This window comes from Cupriavidus sp. 96C5-1, assembly GCF_057798855.1.
The window spans coordinates 1-15,770 of the sequence record NZ_JBYOJU010000075.1; the positions used below are offsets into that span (position 1 = coordinate 1).

Annotated in this window: 13 protein-coding genes; 5 read left to right on the plus strand and 8 right to left on the minus strand. The window is 67.2% G+C overall.

Annotated features, from left to right (window positions below):
• Positions 1–251 precede the first annotated feature (251 nt).
• A complete protein-coding gene (locus tag AC3FOF_RS42470) occupies positions 252–1,811 on the plus strand; it encodes a sulfatase-like hydrolase/transferase (protein ID WP_017228287.1) in 1,560 nt (519 codons plus the stop codon).
• Between the two features lie 16 nt (positions 1,812–1,827).
• On the opposite strand, the gene kdpE is transcribed toward AC3FOF_RS42470, so the two are convergent.
• From kdpE to AC3FOF_RS42510, 8 genes are all read right to left on the minus strand, one after another.
• Positions 1,828–2,523, minus strand: a complete 696-nt coding sequence (gene kdpE, locus AC3FOF_RS42475; RefSeq protein ID WP_017228288.1) for a two-component system response regulator KdpE — start codon at positions 2,521–2,523, stop codon at positions 1,828–1,830.
• A gap of 1 nt (position 2,524) precedes the next feature.
• Entirely contained in the window at positions 2,525–5,548 is a 3,024-nt protein-coding gene (locus tag AC3FOF_RS42480; RefSeq protein WP_488730090.1) for a DUF4118 domain-containing protein, read from the minus strand.
• Between the two features lie 118 nt (positions 5,549–5,666).
• Entirely contained in the window at positions 5,667–6,293 is a 627-nt protein-coding gene (gene kdpC / locus AC3FOF_RS42485; RefSeq protein WP_488730091.1) for a potassium-transporting ATPase subunit KdpC, read from the minus strand.
• A 41-nt stretch (positions 6,294–6,334) separates the two neighbouring features.
• Positions 6,335–8,572: a potassium-transporting ATPase subunit KdpB gene (gene kdpB, locus AC3FOF_RS42490; protein ID WP_017226474.1), complete on the minus strand. Its 2,238-nt coding sequence runs from the start codon at positions 8,570–8,572 to the stop codon at positions 6,335–6,337.
• A gap of 118 nt (positions 8,573–8,690) precedes the next feature.
• Complete coding sequence (gene kdpA / locus AC3FOF_RS42495; RefSeq protein ID WP_488730092.1) at positions 8,691–10,511, minus strand: potassium-transporting ATPase subunit KdpA; 1,821 nt, start codon at positions 10,509–10,511, stop codon at positions 8,691–8,693.
• Positions 10,511–10,600 (minus strand): K(+)-transporting ATPase subunit F, encoded by a 90-nt coding sequence (gene kdpF, locus AC3FOF_RS42500; RefSeq protein WP_006164365.1) that lies wholly within the window; start codon positions 10,598–10,600, stop codon positions 10,511–10,513. Before kdpF ends, kdpA begins: the two co-directional genes overlap by 1 nt.
• Positions 10,600–10,767, minus strand: a complete 168-nt coding sequence (locus AC3FOF_RS42505; RefSeq protein WP_488730093.1) for a hypothetical protein — start codon at positions 10,765–10,767, stop codon at positions 10,600–10,602. The genes kdpF and AC3FOF_RS42505 overlap by 1 nt, the downstream gene beginning before the upstream one ends.
• Positions 10,768–11,107: 340 nt before the next feature.
• Positions 11,108–12,079: a magnesium and cobalt transport protein CorA gene (locus tag AC3FOF_RS42510; protein WP_017225852.1), complete on the minus strand. Its 972-nt coding sequence runs from the start codon at positions 12,077–12,079 to the stop codon at positions 11,108–11,110.
• 220 nt (positions 12,080–12,299) lie between these two features.
• Between AC3FOF_RS42510 and minC the strand changes: the two genes are divergently transcribed.
• The 4 genes from minC (at position 12,300) to AC3FOF_RS42530 (ending at position 15,718) form a co-directional block, all read left to right on the plus strand.
• Entirely contained in the window at positions 12,300–13,121 is an 822-nt protein-coding gene (minC, locus tag AC3FOF_RS42515) for a septum site-determining protein MinC (RefSeq protein WP_276268504.1), read from the plus strand.
• A gap of 63 nt (positions 13,122–13,184) precedes the next feature.
• Positions 13,185–14,000 carry a septum site-determining protein MinD gene (minD, locus tag AC3FOF_RS42520; RefSeq protein ID WP_017225995.1) on the plus strand — a complete coding sequence of 272 codons (816 nt, stop codon included), beginning with the start codon at positions 13,185–13,187 and terminating at the stop codon, positions 13,998–14,000.
• Between the two features lie 15 nt (positions 14,001–14,015).
• Positions 14,016–14,270, plus strand: a complete 255-nt coding sequence (minE, locus tag AC3FOF_RS42525) for a cell division topological specificity factor MinE (RefSeq protein ID WP_017225994.1) — start codon at positions 14,016–14,018, stop codon at positions 14,268–14,270.
• A 362-nt stretch (positions 14,271–14,632) separates the two neighbouring features.
• A complete protein-coding gene (locus tag AC3FOF_RS42530; RefSeq protein WP_017225993.1) occupies positions 14,633–15,718 on the plus strand; it encodes a porin in 1,086 nt (361 codons plus the stop codon).
• The last annotated feature ends 52 nt before the right edge of the window (positions 15,719–15,770 follow it).

A 15,770-nucleotide genomic window follows, 5' to 3' on the forward strand; every position in this document is an offset into this window, starting at 1 on the left:
TTAGAACCGCCGCGACCACCACGAATCCGCAATGCAACCAAGCCCGACACGCCAGCCTCCTGCAAGGATCGCTTTCTTTTGGTTACTTTTCTTTACGAGTAAAGAAAAGTGACACCTACATGTGCCCGAGGGCCTGACACCACTCCGCCTTTAGGCCCTGCAGACCAGCATCAAAACCTCAAAACCCCGAGAAGCCAAAATTCCAAAAAAAACCTCAAACAACCAGGCGGTTGACTCTAAATCAAAACCCCATGCCAACCCATAACACCCTCTTCATCATGTGCGATCAGCTCCGCCATGACCACCTGGCCTGCTACGGCCACCCCACCCTACGCACGAAGAACATCGACGCCCTCGCCGCCCGCGGCGTCCGCTTCACCAGGGCCTTCGTCACCTCTGGCGTCTGCGGCCCGAGCCGCATGAGTTTCTACACCGGCCGCTACCCCAGCAGCCACGGTGCAACCTGGAACCGGGTTCCCCTCTCGGTGGGCGAGGTCACGCTGGGGGAATACCTGAAGGACAGCCATCGCTCGCTGGCGCTCGCCGGCAAGACCCACGTGATGCCTGACAACGCCAATATGAAGCGCTTGCACCTCGACGGCGGCAGCGAGCTGGAAACGCTGTTGCGCAGCGGACATTTCGTCGAGGTGGACCGGCACGACGGCCATCACGCCGAGCCGCACGGCGCTTATGCCAACTGGCTGCGCCAGCAAGGCTACGACAGCGCCGACCCGTGGACCGATTATGTGATCAGCGCGGAAAACGCTCAGGGCGAAATCGTGTCGGGCTGGCACATGCGCAACGCCGGCCTGCCGGCGCGCGTGGCCGAGCCGCATTCGGAGACGGCCTATACCGTGGGCCAGGCCATGCAGTACATTGCCGCGCGCGGCGATGATCCCTGGGTGCTCCACCTGTCGCTGGTCAAGCCGCACTGGCCCTATATGGCCCCTGCGCCTTACCACGCGGCTTATGCCCTGGACGACTGCCTGCCGCTCAGGCGGCACGAGGCCGAACTGGAGGACCCGCATCCGGTGCTGGACGCTTACCGCACCCAGGAGGAATGCGCCAACTTCATGCGCAGCGAAGTCTCTGATACGGTGCGTCCCGCCTACCAGGGCCTGGTGCAGCAGATCGACGACCGGCTGGGCGAGCTATGGGAGCAGCTTGAACGCCTCGGCCGCTGGCAGGACACGCTGATCGTGTTCACCGCCGACCACGGCGATTTCCTGGGCGATCACTGGCTCGGCGAGAAGGAGCAGTTCTACGACACCGTGCAGAACATCCCCCTGATCGTCTACGATCCCTCGCCCGAAGCCGATGCCACCCGCGGCAGCGCCGATGCGCGCATGGTCTCGGCCGTGGATGTGGTGCCGACGGTGCTCGATGCGCTTGGCCTGCCGCCGGCCGACCATCGCGTGGAAGGCCGCTCCCTGCTGGATCTCACGCGCGGGCGCGGCAATGGCGTGTGGCGGGATTTTGTGGTGTCCGAGCTGGATTACGCTTATCGCGGCGCACGCGTGGCGCTGGGGCGGCAGCCGGGGGAATGCCGGGCCTGGATGGTGCGCAATGCGCGGTGGAAGTATGTGCACTGGCAGGGCTTCCGCCCGCAGCTGTTCGACCTGGAACGCGACCCCGACGAGTTCTTCGACCTTGGCGCCGACCCTGGCCACGAGGCGGTCCGTTCGGCGATGCGGCTGCACCTGCTGGAGTGGTTCTGCACCCTCAAGCCGCGCACCACGGTGAGCAATGAAGAGGTGGCGGCAAAAACCAATGTGTACAAGCAGGCGGGGGTATTTTTCGGCGTGTGGTGATGGTGCGCCCTGCCCCTCACCCCACGAACCGGTACCCCACCCCCACCTCCGTCATCAGATGCGAGGGCTGCGCGGGATCGGCTTCCAGCTTGTGCCGCAGGTGCCCCATATAGACGCGCAGGTAATGGCTGCTCTCCGAATGCGCGGGCCCCCACACCTCGCGCAGCAGCTCGCGATGCGTCATGACCTTGCCGCGATGCGCGATCAGCACGGCCAGCAGGCGGTACTCGATCGGCGTGAGATGCACATCCTGTCCGGCGCGCGTGACCACCCGGTTGGCCAGGTCGATCTGCACCTCGCCGAACGCGATCTGCGGCGTGCCTTGCGGGTTGGTCTTGGCGTGCCGGCGCAGCAGCACGCGCACGCGGGCGATCAGCTCGCCCACGCCGAAGGGCTTGGTCAGGTAGTCGTCGGCGCCCGCGTCCAGCGCGGCGATCTTGTCGTCCTCGCCGGCGCGCGCGGACAGCACCAGCACCGGGACTTCGGTCCAGGTGCGCATCTCGCGGATCAGCGTCATGCCGTCGCCATCGGGCAGGCCGAGATCGAGGATCACCACGTCGGGCTGGCGTGTGCCGGCATCGATCAGGCCGCGCTTGAGCGTCTCGGCCTCATGCACGATGCAGCCCTCCGCCTGCAGCGCCTCGCGCACAAAGCGCCGGATATGCGGCTCATCCTCGACCACCAGTACCGTCGGCGAAAATTCGAATGCCATCTCAGTTGGACTCCTTGTCTGCCTGGGGGCCGGCACCGCCGCCAGGCGTGCCGTCCTGCCGCTCGATCCCGATGCGTGCGTCGGGACCGGCAGCGTGCACAACGGTATTGATATTGGCCTCGATGCCGGCTTGCCCGCCGGCCTGCGCGGCCGCCACGGGCTCGGGCGGCTCCGGCTCGATCAGCGGGGGCGTGCCGCGCGGCAGCGCAACGATAAAGCGCGCGCCACCGCCGGCCCCGCCCGCGCCACGGCCACTCTCCACCCAGATACGCCCGCCGTGTGCCTGCACGATGGCTTCGCACACGGCCAGCCCCAGGCCCACGCCCGCGGTCGCCGACTCGCGCTCGCCGCGCGTGAATTTCTGGAAGATCGACAACTCCTGCCCGCGCGGCACGCCGGGCCCGTCGTCTTCCACCGACAGCCGCATCTCGTCGCCAACCACCTCGCCGGAAAGGCGGATGTCGGTGCCGGGCGGGGTGTACTTGACTGCGTTCTCCAGCAGGTTGCACAGCACCCGCTCCATCAGCACCGCGTCGCACTCGACCAGCGGCAGCGCCGACAGGTCCGCCACCGAAACCCGGTGCCGCGACAACGCATCGCGCATGCCGGCCAGCGCCGCGCCCACCAGTTCCTCGAGCGACTGCCACTCCCTCTGCATGCGCACGTCGCGGCTTTGCAGGCGGGCCATGTCGAGCAGGTTGACCACCATGGTGCGCATGCGCAGCGCCTGCTCGCGCATGGCATCCACGGTCTCGGCCAGCGACGGCGGCAGCGGCGGCTCCGTGCGCTGCATGGTCTCGGCCATGCCGATCAGGCTGGTGAGCGGCGTGCGCAGGTCGTGCGAGACGGCGGCCAGCAGCGAGCTGCGCAGCCGCTCCGATTCCATCGAGACCAGCGCCTGCTGCGCGACCTCGACATAGTGCAGCCGCTCGATGGCGATCGCGATCAGCGTGGCGAACACATCGATCTGCCGGCGCCGCTCGGGCCGCGCGAAGGCGCGCCATTCCTGCGGCTCCACCGCCAGCACGCCGCGCGTCTGCATCGGCGCCTTGAGCGGCAGATACAGCACGGTGCTGCCCGGCAGCGTGTGGGTACCGGTACCGGCCGGCTGGCCGTGGTCGAACACCCATTGCGCCAGCACCGGGTCGATGGCGTCGCTGCCGCGCTGCGCGGCATCGATCACCGGCGGCATCAGCCGGCCTTTGGCCGAGACCAGGAAAAACGCGGAGCGCGCGCCCAGCGCGGCGTGCAGGAAGCGGCTGCTGATGGAAACGATCTGCTCGGGCATCAGCGCGGCGGACAGTTCGCGCGCCAGTTCATAGAGCGTGCGCGCATCGGTCTCGCGCTCGACAGAAACCTGGGCCTGCTCGCGCAGCCCCGCGGTAAGCTGGCCGATCACCAGCCCGACGGTCAGCAGCACCACGAAGGTCACCAGGTACTGCACGTCGCTCACAGCGAAGGACATGCGCGGCGGCACGAAGAAGAAGTCGAAGGCCGCCACCGACAGCACCGAGGCCAGCGCGGCGGGACCGCGCCCGTGGCGCAGCGCAACGCCCACCACCGCCGCCAGGAACAGCATGGCGATATTCACCAGGTCGAACCAGGGCCGCGTCAGCGCCGACAGCAGGCTGGCGCCCGCGCACCACACCCCGGCCCACAGGTAGTCGACGCGGTGCGCCGTCACGCTGCCGTCGTCGTGGTTGTCGTCGCCGTGGTCCTCGCGCACGTCGGCGCGGCCCGTGGCCGGCTGCGCGCGGCCGCGCGTGTCCCCGCGCATGGCATCGGCGGCCACGCGGATCACATCGATTTCCGGGCAGCCCAACGCCAGCGCGTCGGCAAAGCTATGCCGGCCGAACAGCCAGGCGCGCGCGCCGAGAAACGGCGACAGCCCGAGCGCCAGCAGTGCGCGCGCGCGCGCCAGCAGGCTGCCGCCGCCGCGCGGCCAGTCGGCGGGCGCCCGCCCCACCACCACCTTGGTCAGGTTGTGCCGCCGCACATAGCCGGTCACCGCCTGCACGATATCGCTGCCGGCCAGGGTCTCGGTGCGCGCGCCGAGTTCCTCGGCCAGCCGCATCGCGCCCTGCACGCTCGCGCGCGCCTGCGCGCTGAGCGGCGTCAGGCGCGGCGTGGCCACGGTGACCACATGCCAGTCGCAATCGAGCTGGCCGGCCAGCCGGCGCGCGCTCTTGACCACCTGCCCGGCATCGTCGCCCGTGCTGATGCAGGCCAGCACCGCCTCGCGCGTGCGCCACACGGGGCGGATCGATTCGGCGTGGCGGTAAGCGCGCACGTCCTCGTCGACGCGGTCGGCGGTGCGGCGCAATGCCAGCTCGCGCAGCGCGATCAGGTTGCCTTTGCGGAAGAAATTGGTGGCCGCGGTACGCGCCTGCTCGGGCAGGTAGACCTTGCCGTCCCGCAGGCGCCGCAGCAATTCGTCGGCGGGCAGGTCCACCAGGATGACTTCGTCGGCATTGTCGAACACCGTGTCGGGCACGGTTTCCCACACGCGGATGCCGGTAATGCCGCCCACCGCCTCGTTGAGGCTGTCCAGGTGCTGGACATTGACGGTGGTCCACACGTCGATGCCCGCCGAAAGCAGTTCCTGGATGTCCTGCCAGCGTTTCGGGTGGCGGCTGCCGGGCGCGTTGGAATGCGCCAGTTCGTCGACCAGGATCAACGCCGGGCGCCGCGCCAGCGCGCCGTCCAGGTCGAATTCCTGCAGCATGTGGTCTTCGCGCTTCTGGTGCGGCACGGCCTTCATCGGCAACCGCTCCAGGCCCTCGATCAGTGCCTCGGTCTCGGCGCGGCCATGCGTTTCCACCACGCCGATCACCACGTCGCTGCCCTGTTCCCGCAGCGAGCGCGCCGCGGCAAGCATGGCGAAGGTCTTGCCGACGCCCGCGGAGGCGCCGAAATACACCCGCAGCTTGCCGCGCGCGGCGCGCTCGCCCTCCGCCTGCATGCGCTGCAGCAGGGCATCCGGATCGGGGCGGTCGGGGTCGGCGCGCGTGGTGGTGTCAGGCATGGTGAGTCTCATCGCCCGGGAGAGGAGGGGGTGTGAATGATTGTGCCACGGCTGCCTGCATGCGCCAAAACCGCCCGAAGCGCCCGACGGTTGTCACTCCCAACCGCCCCCACCCCCTTCACTGCTTCTCGCCATCCAGTGCCAGGTTCAGTTTCAGCACATTGACCACCGGATCGCCCATCACCGCCAGCAGCGGCGCATCGGTATTGGCCGCCACCAGCGCCTGCACGCGCTCCAGCGGCAGGCCGCGCAGGCGCGCCACGCGTGCCGCCTGGTATTGCGCGGCGGCGGGGCTGATATGCGGGTCGAGGCCGCTGCCGGAGGCGGTGACGAGATCCACCGGCACCGCCGCCTGGTTGCCCGGATCGGCAGCGCGCAGGGCCTCGATGCGCGCACGCGCGGCATCGGTCAGCGCAGGGTTGCTCGGGCCCAGGTTGGAGCCCGACGATGCCGCCGCGTTGTAAGGCATGGGCGAAGTCGCCGACAAGCGGCCCCAGAAGTACCTGGGATCCGAGAAGGGCTGGCCGATCAGCTCCGAGCCGATGGCCTTGCCATCCTTGACGATCAGCGAGCCGGCCGCCTCGAACGGGAACACCGCGCGCGAGATGCCGGTGATCACGCCGGGGTACAGCAGGCCGGTGATGGCCGACAACACGACGAACACCGTCAGCATCGGGCGCAGCAGGCCGCCCTGGACGGGCGTGTCGGGCTGGCGGGCTGGCGCGGGTTGGACTTGCATATTCATGATGACTCCGTTTTACGTTGTACCTGCGGTGTCGGCGCGGCTCAGACCCAGCCGAGCATCGCCAGGATCATGTCGATCAGCTTGATGCCGACAAAGGGGATCAGGATGCCGCCCAGGCCATAGATCAGCAGGTTGCGCCGCAGCAATATGGCCGCCCCGAGCGGCCGGTACGCCACGCCGCGCAGCGCCAGCGGGATCAGCACCACGATGATCAGCGCGTTGAAGATCACCGCCGACAGGATGGCCGAGGCCGGCGTGGCCAGGCCCATCACATTGAGCTGGTTGAGCTGCGGATAGGTGGTGGCAAAAGCCGCCGGGATGATGGCGAAGTACTTGGCCACGTCGTTGGCCACGCTGAAGGTGGTCAGCGAGCCGCGCGTCATCAGCATCTGCTTGCCGATCTCGACGATCTCGATCAGCTTGGTCGGATTGCTGTCCAGGTCCACCATATTGCCGGCTTCCTTGGCCGCCTGGGTGCCGCTGTTCATCGCCACCGCGACGTCGGCCTGGGCCAGCGCGGGCGCATCGTTGGTGCCGTCGCCGGTCATCGCCACCAGGCGGCCTTCGCCCTGGTAGGAGCGGATCAGCTTGAGCTTGGCTTCGGGCGTGGCTTCGGCGAGAAAGTCGTCGACGCCGGCTTCGGCCGCGATCGAGGCCGCGGTGAGGCGGTTGTCGCCGGTGATCATCACGGTCTTGATGCCCATCTTGCGCAGTTCGCCAAAGCGCTCGCGGATGCCGGCCTTGACGATGTCCTTCAACTCGACCACGCCAAGCACGCGCACGCTCTCGGTGCCGCCTTCGGTGCTGGACTCGGCCACCACCAGCGGCGTGCTGCCGGCGCGGGCGACATCGTCCACCGCCAGCATCACAGCGTCGGGGAATTTGCCGGCGCGCTCCGTCACGTACTTGCGCACCGCGTCGGCGGCGCCCTTGCGCACGCTGCGGCCGCCGGCATCCACGCCGCTCATGCGGGTCTGCGCGGTGAACGGCACGAAGATCGGGCGCAGCGCGCTGATGTCCGGCGTGGCGGCGCCGGTCTGCTGGCGCGCCAGCGTGACGATGCTGCGGCCTTCCGGCGTTTCGTCGGCCAGCGACGACAGCCAGGCGGCTTCGGCCAATTGCTGGGCCGAGACACCGGGCGCGGCGATAAAGCGCGAGGCCTGGCGGTTGCCGTGGGTGATGGTGCCGGTCTTGTCCAGCAGCAGCACGTCCACGTCGCCGGCGGCTTCGACCGCGCGGCCCGAGGTGGCGATCACGTTGGCTTCCATCATGCGGCTCATGCCGGCCACGCCGATGGCCGACAGCAGGCCGCCGATGGTGGTCGGGATCAGGCACACCAGCAGCGCGATCAGCACGGTGATGGTGACCGGCATGCCGGCCTTGGCGACCAGCACGCTATACACCGAGAACGGCTGCAGCGTGGCGGTGGCCAGCAGCAGCACGATGGTCAGGCCCACCAGCAGGATGGTCAGCGCCAGTTCGTTGGGCGTCTTCTGGCGCTTGGCGCCCTCGACCATGGTGATCATGCGGTCGATGAAGCTCTCGCCCGGATTGGTGGTGATGCGCACCACGATCCAGTCCGACAGCACGCGCGTGCCGCCGGTCACCGAGGAGAAGTCGCCGCCGGACTCGCGGATCACCGGGGCGGATTCGCCGGTGATGGCGCTCTCGTCCACCGAGGCCACGCCTTCGATCACTTCGCCGTCGCCGGGGACCATGTCGCCCGCCTCCACCAGCACCACGTCGCCGCGGCGCAGCGCGGCTGCGCCGCGCGCTTCGGTGGCGCCGGCGGCGCGGTAATCGCGCCGCCCTTCCCTGACCAGCTTGGCGGTGACGGTGGTCTTGAGCCCGCGCAGCGCCTCGGCTTGCTGCTTGCTGCGTCCTTCGGCCAGCGCTTCGGCGAAGTTGGCGAACAGCACGGTGAACCACAGCCACACCGAAACGGCGAGGATGAAGCCCGCGCTCTCGCCGCCCGCCGTAGCGGGTGCGAACAGCGCGCGGAAGAACAGGATGGTGGTCAGGATGCTGCCCACGTAGACGACGAACATCACAGGGTTGCGCAGCTGGTCGCGCGGCGACAGCTTCTTCACCGAGTCGAGCAGGGCCGGCTTGACCAGTTCGGGTGCGAACATGCCGCCACGCGGCGGGCGATGATGGCCGCCGGTCTTGTGGGTCCCGTGGGTGGTATGGACCGGCGCGACCGCACTGGTTGCCGGCGTCGAGTTTGCCGATGCCGCGCCGCCGTTCTTGCTGCGCGCCACCGTGGATTCTTGTTGCATGCGTTTCTCCGCAATACGCTGGTATGCGTTCCGGGGACTGGCGCCGGCTGTGCGGGCGCCAGCCCCCGTTCCTTCCCTGCCTTGCTGCCGCCCGTATCGCCGGGCGGCGGTCTCTCTGCTACTTGCCTGCCGCCGTCACCGCGGCGCCCTGCAACTGCTCCGCCACCGGACCCAGCGCCAGCGCCGGGATATAGGTAAGCGCGCCCACCATCAGCACCGAGCCCACCAGCAGGACCACGAACAGCGGGCCGTGCGTGGGCATGGTGCCGCCGGTCACCGGCAGCCGGCGCTTGGCCGCCAGCGAGCCCGCCATGGCCAGGATCGGCACGATGATCCAGAAGCGGCCGAACCACATCGCCGCGGCCAGCATCACGTTGTAGAAGGGCGTGTTCGCCGACAAGCCGCCGAAGGCGCTGCCGTTGTTGTTGGCCGCCGACGAGAACGCGTAGAGGATTTCCGAGAAGCCGTGCGTGCCGGGGTTGAACACGCCGGCACGGCCGGGCTCCACCATCACCGCCACCGCCGTGCCCAGGAGCACCAGCAGGGGCGTGACGAGGATCGCCACGGCGGTCATCTTCATCTCGTAGGTCTCGATCTTCTTGCCCAGGTACTCCGGCGTGCGGCCGATCATCAGGCCGGCGATGAAGACCGCCAGCACCGCGTACACCAGCATGCCGTACAGGCCCGAGCCAACGCCGCCGAACACCACTTCGCCCAGTTGCATCAGCAGCATCGGCACCAGGCCGCCGATGGCGGTGAAGGAGTCGTGCATGGCGTTGACCCCGCCGCACGAGGCCGCCGTGGTGATGGTGGCGAACAGCGTGGTGGCGGCGATGCCGAAGCGCGTTTCCTTGCCCTCCATGTTGCCGCCGGCCTGCAGCGCGCTGGCCACGTGGTCGACCGGCAAGCCGGACAGCGCAGCGTTGGCCTGCTGCTCGGACGCCGCCGCCACGCAGGCCATCACGACGAAGATCACCGTCATCGAAGCCAGGATCGCCACGCCCTGGCGGCGGTCCTTGACCATCTCGCCGAAGGTGAAGCACAAGGCCGCCGGGATCAGGAAGATGGCCAGCATCTCGATCAGGTTGGCAAGCTCTGTCGGGTTCTCGAAAGGATGGGCCGAGTTGGCGTTGAAGAAGCCGCCGCCATTGGTGCCGAGCATCTTGATGGCTTCCTGCGAAGCCACCGGCCCCATGGCCAGGGTCTGCCTGCCGGTCTTCATGGCCTCGGTAACGGGCGCGCCCTTGGCGTCGAGCACCGGCTGGCCGGCGGCGTCCACCTTGGGCTGGCTGTACTCGACCGGCGTCACCAGCGAGACATCCTTATAGCTGTCGAAATTCTGGATCACGCCTTGGCTGACCAGCGCCAGCGCGATGGCGGCGGAGATCGGCAGCAGCACGTAGAGCGTGCTGCGCGTCATGTCGACCCAGAAGTTGCCGATGGTGGCCGAGCTCTGGCGCGCAAAGCCGCGGATCAGCGCGAACACCACGGCGATGCCGGTGGCCGCCGAGACGAAGTTCTGCACCGTCAGCGCCAGCATCTGCGTGAGATAGCTCATGGTGGACTCGCCCGCATAGCCCTGCCAGTTGGTATTGGCGACAAAGCTGATAGCGGTATTGAACGCCGAGTCCGGCGACACCGCGCCGAAGCCTTGCGGGTTGAGCGGCAGCCATCCCTGCAGGCGCTGCAGCGCGTACACGGCGACCACGCCCAGCATATTGAAGGCGATCACCGCGATGGCGTATTGCTTCCAGCCCATCTCGGCACCGGCGCGCACCCCGCCCACGCGGTACAGCACGCGTTCCAGCGGCCGGCCCCAGGCCGTCGCAAGATAGCGGTCGTCCTCCATCGCGCGGCGGATATAGCGCCCCAGGAAGGGCGCGATCGCCAGCAGGATGGCGAGGTAAAGGACCAGTAGTCCCAGGAATTCGCTTGACATCAGAATTTCTCCGGCCGGAACAGGGCGATCAGGAGGTAGATAAAGACAGCGACGGCGAGTACGCCGCCCAGCAGGTCAGCCCAGTCCATCACAGCCTCCTGTCGGTGGCACTGTCCTTGCCGCGCGCGCCGGCGGCGTCCGCGCCCGGGCCGTCGGCCGCGCCAGGCGGCTTGCCGCCCAGGGCGGCGCACAGGGCCAGCAATGCGCCCGTCAGCGCACCGAACAACAACAAACCGATGAGATAGATCCCGTCCATGGCAACACACCGTGAGTGATTCACAGATGGCAGATTAGGGATGGCGCGGTAAAAACGGGGTAGAGAGGGGTGGCGGGGGTGTAAAGAAAATATAAAAAACGTGTAAAAACGGCGGCCGAACCTGACCGGCCACCCGCTGCGCACCTTGGCGAGTGCGCCGCCCGCAGGAAAAACCCCCGCAAGCGTCCTGCCTTGCGGGGTTCCGGAGCCGGCTCGCCGCCGGCTGCGTCACACGGGGCACAGGACGCGAGCCGCCGGTCGCCCGGCATCGCCGCACCCCGCACCGCGGGGCGGAGGCACGAGGGTAGAGACCGGGAAAGACAAGGAAAAGCGTGCCGGCTCAGATCCAGCCGGATTTGTGCAGCTTGCGCCAGAGGCCGCCGCACGCCACCACGGTCACGCCGATCACGGTCGGATAGGCGTAGTGGAACGCCAGCTCGGGCATAAAGGTGAAATTCATCCCGTACAGGCTGAAGACCACCGTGGGAACGGCCAGGATGGCGCCCCAGCCAGCGAGCCGCTTGACCACCTCGTTCTGGCCCACGGTGACCAGCGCCAGGTTGACCTGCACCGCGGTGGTCAGCATCTCGCGCACCACATCGAGGGTGCGCACCAGGCGGCTGGCATGGTCCTCGATATCGCGGAAATACGCGCGCAGCTCCTTGGGCACCAGTTCCTCGTGCAGCCGGATCAGTTGCCCGCAGATTTCCTCGATCGGATAGACCGCATTGCGCAGGCGCAGCACCTGGCGCTTGATGTGGTACAGGCGCTCGATCGCGGCGCGGTCGAACTCGTCGCGGAAGATGCCCTGCTCGAGCTGCTCGAAGGCATCCTCCAGCCGGGTCACGATGGGCATGTAGTGATCGACCACGAAATCCATCAGCGCATAGAGCACATAGCCAGGGCCATTGGCAAGCGCGCGCGGATCGCTTTCGCAGCGCTCGCGCACCGGCGCATAGCTGCTGCTGGCGCCGTGACGGACCGACACCACATAATTCGGGCCCACGAACAGGTGGGTCTCGCCGACCACCACCTCGTCGCCCACCAGTTGCGCGGTGTTGAGCACGATAAAGATGGAGTCTCCGTAGGTTTCCAGCTTGGGGCGCTGGTGGGCGTCGAGCGCATCCTCCACCGCCAGGTCGTGCAGGCCGAACTCCTGCTGCACCTTGCGCAGCAGCGGCAGGTCCGGTTCGTGCAGCCCCAGCCAGACAAAGGTGCCGGGCACGGCGATGGCCTCGCTGATCCCGTCCAGCGCCACATCCCCCAGCCGCCTGCCAGCCCGGTAAGCCACACTATTGACGATCGCACCCATGGGCACTCCGTGGTTCAGATGGCGCAATCGTAACAAGAGCGGCGGGGTACCGGCGGCCGGGAGTGCGGCAACCTGCGCGCGAGTCCGGCAACGCCGCGCCGAAGCCCCCGAAACGTCCATCCGGCGCGCCGCATCCGGCACTGGTCTGCGCTGGCGCGCCATTTGTTACAGTTCTGCACCCAGACGACGTTAGAATGTCCCATTTCCACGGTCACCGACTATGTCCCAGAAGAAATCGCCACGCTTCGAGCTGCGCAGTGGCAATGTCGACGCCCTCCTCCTCGCTCTCAAGACTGCCGACATCGCAGCGCTGCGGGACGATCTTCTGTCCCGTTTCGAATCGACCCCCGATTTCTTCTCCAACGATGTAGTCGCGCTGGACCTGCGCCGGCTGGAAGGCGACGGCAAAGTCGCCCTCGACATGGTGATCGAGACCCTGGCCCAGCTCAAGGCCCGCGCCATCGGCGTGGTGGCCCGCGAGGCGCAGCGCGGCTGGGCCGAGTCGTTCGGCCTGCCCCTGCTGGATAGCCAGGGCCGGCGCGGCGGCCGCGACGAGCCGCTGCAGGCCGAACCCGCCGCCGACCCGGCCGCGGCCGAAGCGCAGGCGGCCGAGGTGCTGGCTGCCGCCGTGCAGGCGGCCGAAGCCAAGGCCGCCGAAGCGCAGGCCGCGGCTGACGCTGCGATCGCCGAAGCCGCCTCGCGCAGCGTGCCCACCATGCTGATCGACAAGCCGCTGCGCTCCGGCCAGCAGATCTACGCCGCCGGCGACGTGGTGATCCTCGACCTGGTCAGCTACGGCGCCGAGGTGATCGCCGAAGGCAACATCCATATTTATGCCCCGCTGCGCGGCCGTGCGCTGGCGGGGGTCAAGGGCAACGCGCAGGCACGCATCTTCTGCACCTGCCTGGAACCCGAACTGCTCTCCATCGCCGGCATCTACCGCACCGCCGAACTGCCCCTGCCCGCCGACGTGCTGGGCAAATCGGCCCAGGTGCGGCTGTCCGGGGAGAAACTGATACTCGAACCGCTCCGGATGAAGTAAATCCCGCCGCAGAGCCCCGAACCACAGCAGCGCAAGCTTCAATCAATACTGGACCCAAGAGCCATGGCAAAAATCATCGTTGTGACCTCCGGCAAGGGAGGCGTAGGCAAAACCACCACCAGCGCCAGCTTTTCCGCCGGCCTGGCCTTGCGTGGCCACAAGACTGCCGTGATCGACTTCGACGTCGGCCTGCGCAACCTAGACCTGATCATGGGTTGCGAGCGCCGCGTGGTGTATGACCTGGTCAACGTGGTGCAGGGCGAGGCCAACCTGAACCAGGCCCTGATCAAGGACAAGAAGTGCGAGAACCTGTTCATCCTGCCGGCCTCGCAAACCCGCGACAAGGACGCGCTTACCAAGGAAGGCGTGGAAAAGGTCATCCATGGCCTGATCGAGATGGGCTTTGAGTTCATCGTCTGCGACTCGCCGGCGGGCATTGAGTCCGGCGCCCTGCTGGCCATGTATTTCGCCGACGAGGCCCTGGTCGTGACCAATCCCGAGGTGTCCTCGGTGCGCGACTCGGACCGCATCCTCGGCATCCTGTCGTCCAAGACCAAGCGTGCCGCGGAAGGCGGCGAGCCGATCAAGGAACATCTGCTGATCACCCGCTACAACCCCAAGCGGGTGCATGGCGGGGAAATGCTGTCGCTGACCGACATCCAGGAAATCCTGCGCATCAAGCTGATCGGCGTGGTGCCGGAATCCGAAGCCGTGCTGCACGCCTCCAACCAGGGCACGCCGGCCATCCACCTGGAAGGCTCCGACGTAGCGGACGCCTATGGCGACGTGGTCGACCGCTTCCTGGGCAAGGAAAAGCCGATGCGCTTCACGGATTACCAGAAGCCGGGGCTGCTCTCCCGCATCTTCGGCAACAAGTAAGGAGGGTCAATACTCATGTCGATTCTGTCCTTCCTGCTCGGCGAGAAGAAGAAGTCCGCCTCGGTTGCCAAGGAGCGGCTGCAGATCATCCTCGCCCATGAACGCAGCGGCCATTCCGCGCCGGCCGATTACCTTCCCGCCCTGCAGCGCGAGCTGGTGGCGGTCATCTCGAAATACGTGAAGATCAGCGACCAGGACCTGCGCGTCAGCCTGGAGCGCCAGGACAACCTGGAAGTGCTCGAGGTCAAGATCGAGATCCCACAGGGCTGAACACAGCGCTGAACAGCGCCGGGCCCGCGGTCCGGCCACCGCGCCATGCATGCGGAACGCCCGCCCCGCCTGCCTCCGCGGGCGGCGCGCGGGATCGCTCCCGGGCGGCAATCCCGCGTCCCTACAGCCGTGGGGTATCGGAGTAGCGCCAGCGCCATCCCGCAATGCACCAATCCATGGCTTTGTCGCGGCGTCGCAACGCTTTTGCACCAAATGTCTGCTTAGGGCCGGCCAACGGTGTGCATTAGTGTCTAAATCTTTTCTGTTTTGTTAAATTTTCGCGGCGTTTACACAAAACGTAAACTCGTCCGCCACCGCGATCCGGCCGCGGACAACACAGAACAGAACAGAAAAGGAGCACTATGAAGAAATCAGCCCTTACCCTCGCGATTGGCACGCTGCTGGCCGGCAGCGCATACGCCCAGTCGTCCGTGACCCTGTACGGCATTGCTGACGTCAGCATCCGTTACACCAGCAACTCCAACCAAGCCAACAACGGTCAGTTCCAGATGACTGACGGCGCCGTGACCCAGAGCCGCTGGGGCCTGAAGGGCAGCGAAGCCCTCGGCAACAACCTGAAGGCGATCTTCCAGCTGGAAAACGGCTATAGCATCGACAACGGCTCGATGAATTCGAGCGGCGTGCTGTTCAATCGTCAAGCCTATGTCGGCCTGGCCGGCGATTTCGGCACCGTCAAGCTGGGCCGCCAGTACACCGAGGGCTTCAACTTCTTCGGCGACTACGATCCGCTGACCATCGGCAACTACCAGGCCAACGCCTGGCCGTTCTTCCTGACCCAGTTCCGCGCCAACAACGTCATCAGCTACGGCGGCAAGTTCGGCGGCATGGACGTCGGTGCCAGCTATGGCTTCGGCGAGCAGCCGGGCAGCTTCACGAAGGCCAGCTCGACCGGCAAGCCGTACTTCGGCGTGCGCGCAGCCTACTCGGTCGGCCCGTTCGGCTTCGGCGGCGTATACCAGGAAATCCGCGACACCTTCGGCAACAAGCAGCAAATGTGGGGCGCGGCTGGTAAGTACTCCATCGGCCCGGCCAAGCTGTTCGCTGGTTACGTCGGTGGCAAGGACCGCACCGGCGTGATCGACGCCGGCTTCATGAATGTCGCTGGCAACCCGGTTCCGGCAGGTGGCAACGCCGTCAACAACCCCCGCAAGGATGCCCTGGGCTACGTCGGCCTGACCTATCAGCTGACCCCGGCCCTGGCCCTGACCGGTGTGTTCTACGGCGACCACATCCAGAACAAGAATGGCATCGCCAACAACGCCGGCAACCGCTACACCGGCGTGCTGCTGGCCGAGTACTCGCTGTCCAAGCGCACCCAGGTCTACGGCACCGTGGACTACAACAAGGTGACCGGCGGCGTGAACACGGAACTGCCTGGCAAGAACAATCAGACCGGTGCGGCAGTCGGTATTCGCCACATTTTCTGATAGCCCATGCCGGCTTGCCTCCCGCTCGCGGGAGGCTGATCGGATGACAGGA

Bases quoted from the DNA above. Each gene is read 5' to 3' on its own strand.
- kdpC (WP_488730091.1), bottom strand. From the start codon at position 6,293: ATGAATATGCAAGTCCAACCCGCGCCAGCCCGCCAGCCCGACACGCCC.
- AC3FOF_RS42530 (WP_017225993.1), top strand. From the start codon at position 14,633: ATGAAGAAATCAGCCCTTACCCTCGCGATTGGCACGCTGCTGGCCGGC.
- kdpA (WP_488730092.1), bottom strand. From the start codon at position 10,511: ATGTCAAGCGAATTCCTGGGACTACTGGTCCTTTACCTCGCCATCCTG.
- AC3FOF_RS42505 (WP_488730093.1), bottom strand. From the start codon at position 10,767: ATGGACGGGATCTATCTCATCGGTTTGTTGTTGTTCGGTGCGCTGACG.
- AC3FOF_RS42470 (WP_017228287.1), top strand. From the start codon at position 252: ATGCCAACCCATAACACCCTCTTCATCATGTGCGATCAGCTCCGCCAT.
- kdpF (WP_006164365.1), bottom strand. From the start codon at position 10,600: ATGGACTGGGCTGACCTGCTGGGCGGCGTACTCGCCGTCGCTGTCTTT.
- kdpE (WP_017228288.1), bottom strand. From the start codon at position 2,523: ATGGCATTCGAATTTTCGCCGACGGTACTGGTGGTCGAGGATGAGCCG.
- minE (WP_017225994.1), top strand. From the start codon at position 14,016: ATGTCGATTCTGTCCTTCCTGCTCGGCGAGAAGAAGAAGTCCGCCTCG.
- minC (WP_276268504.1), top strand. From the start codon at position 12,300: ATGTCCCAGAAGAAATCGCCACGCTTCGAGCTGCGCAGTGGCAATGTC.
- minD (WP_017225995.1), top strand. From the start codon at position 13,185: ATGGCAAAAATCATCGTTGTGACCTCCGGCAAGGGAGGCGTAGGCAAA.
- AC3FOF_RS42510 (WP_017225852.1), bottom strand. From the start codon at position 12,079: ATGGGTGCGATCGTCAATAGTGTGGCTTACCGGGCTGGCAGGCGGCTG.
- AC3FOF_RS42480 (WP_488730090.1), bottom strand. From the start codon at position 5,548: ATGCCTGACACCACCACGCGCGCCGACCCCGACCGCCCCGATCCGGAT.
- kdpB (WP_017226474.1), bottom strand. From the start codon at position 8,572: ATGCAACAAGAATCCACGGTGGCGCGCAGCAAGAACGGCGGCGCGGCA.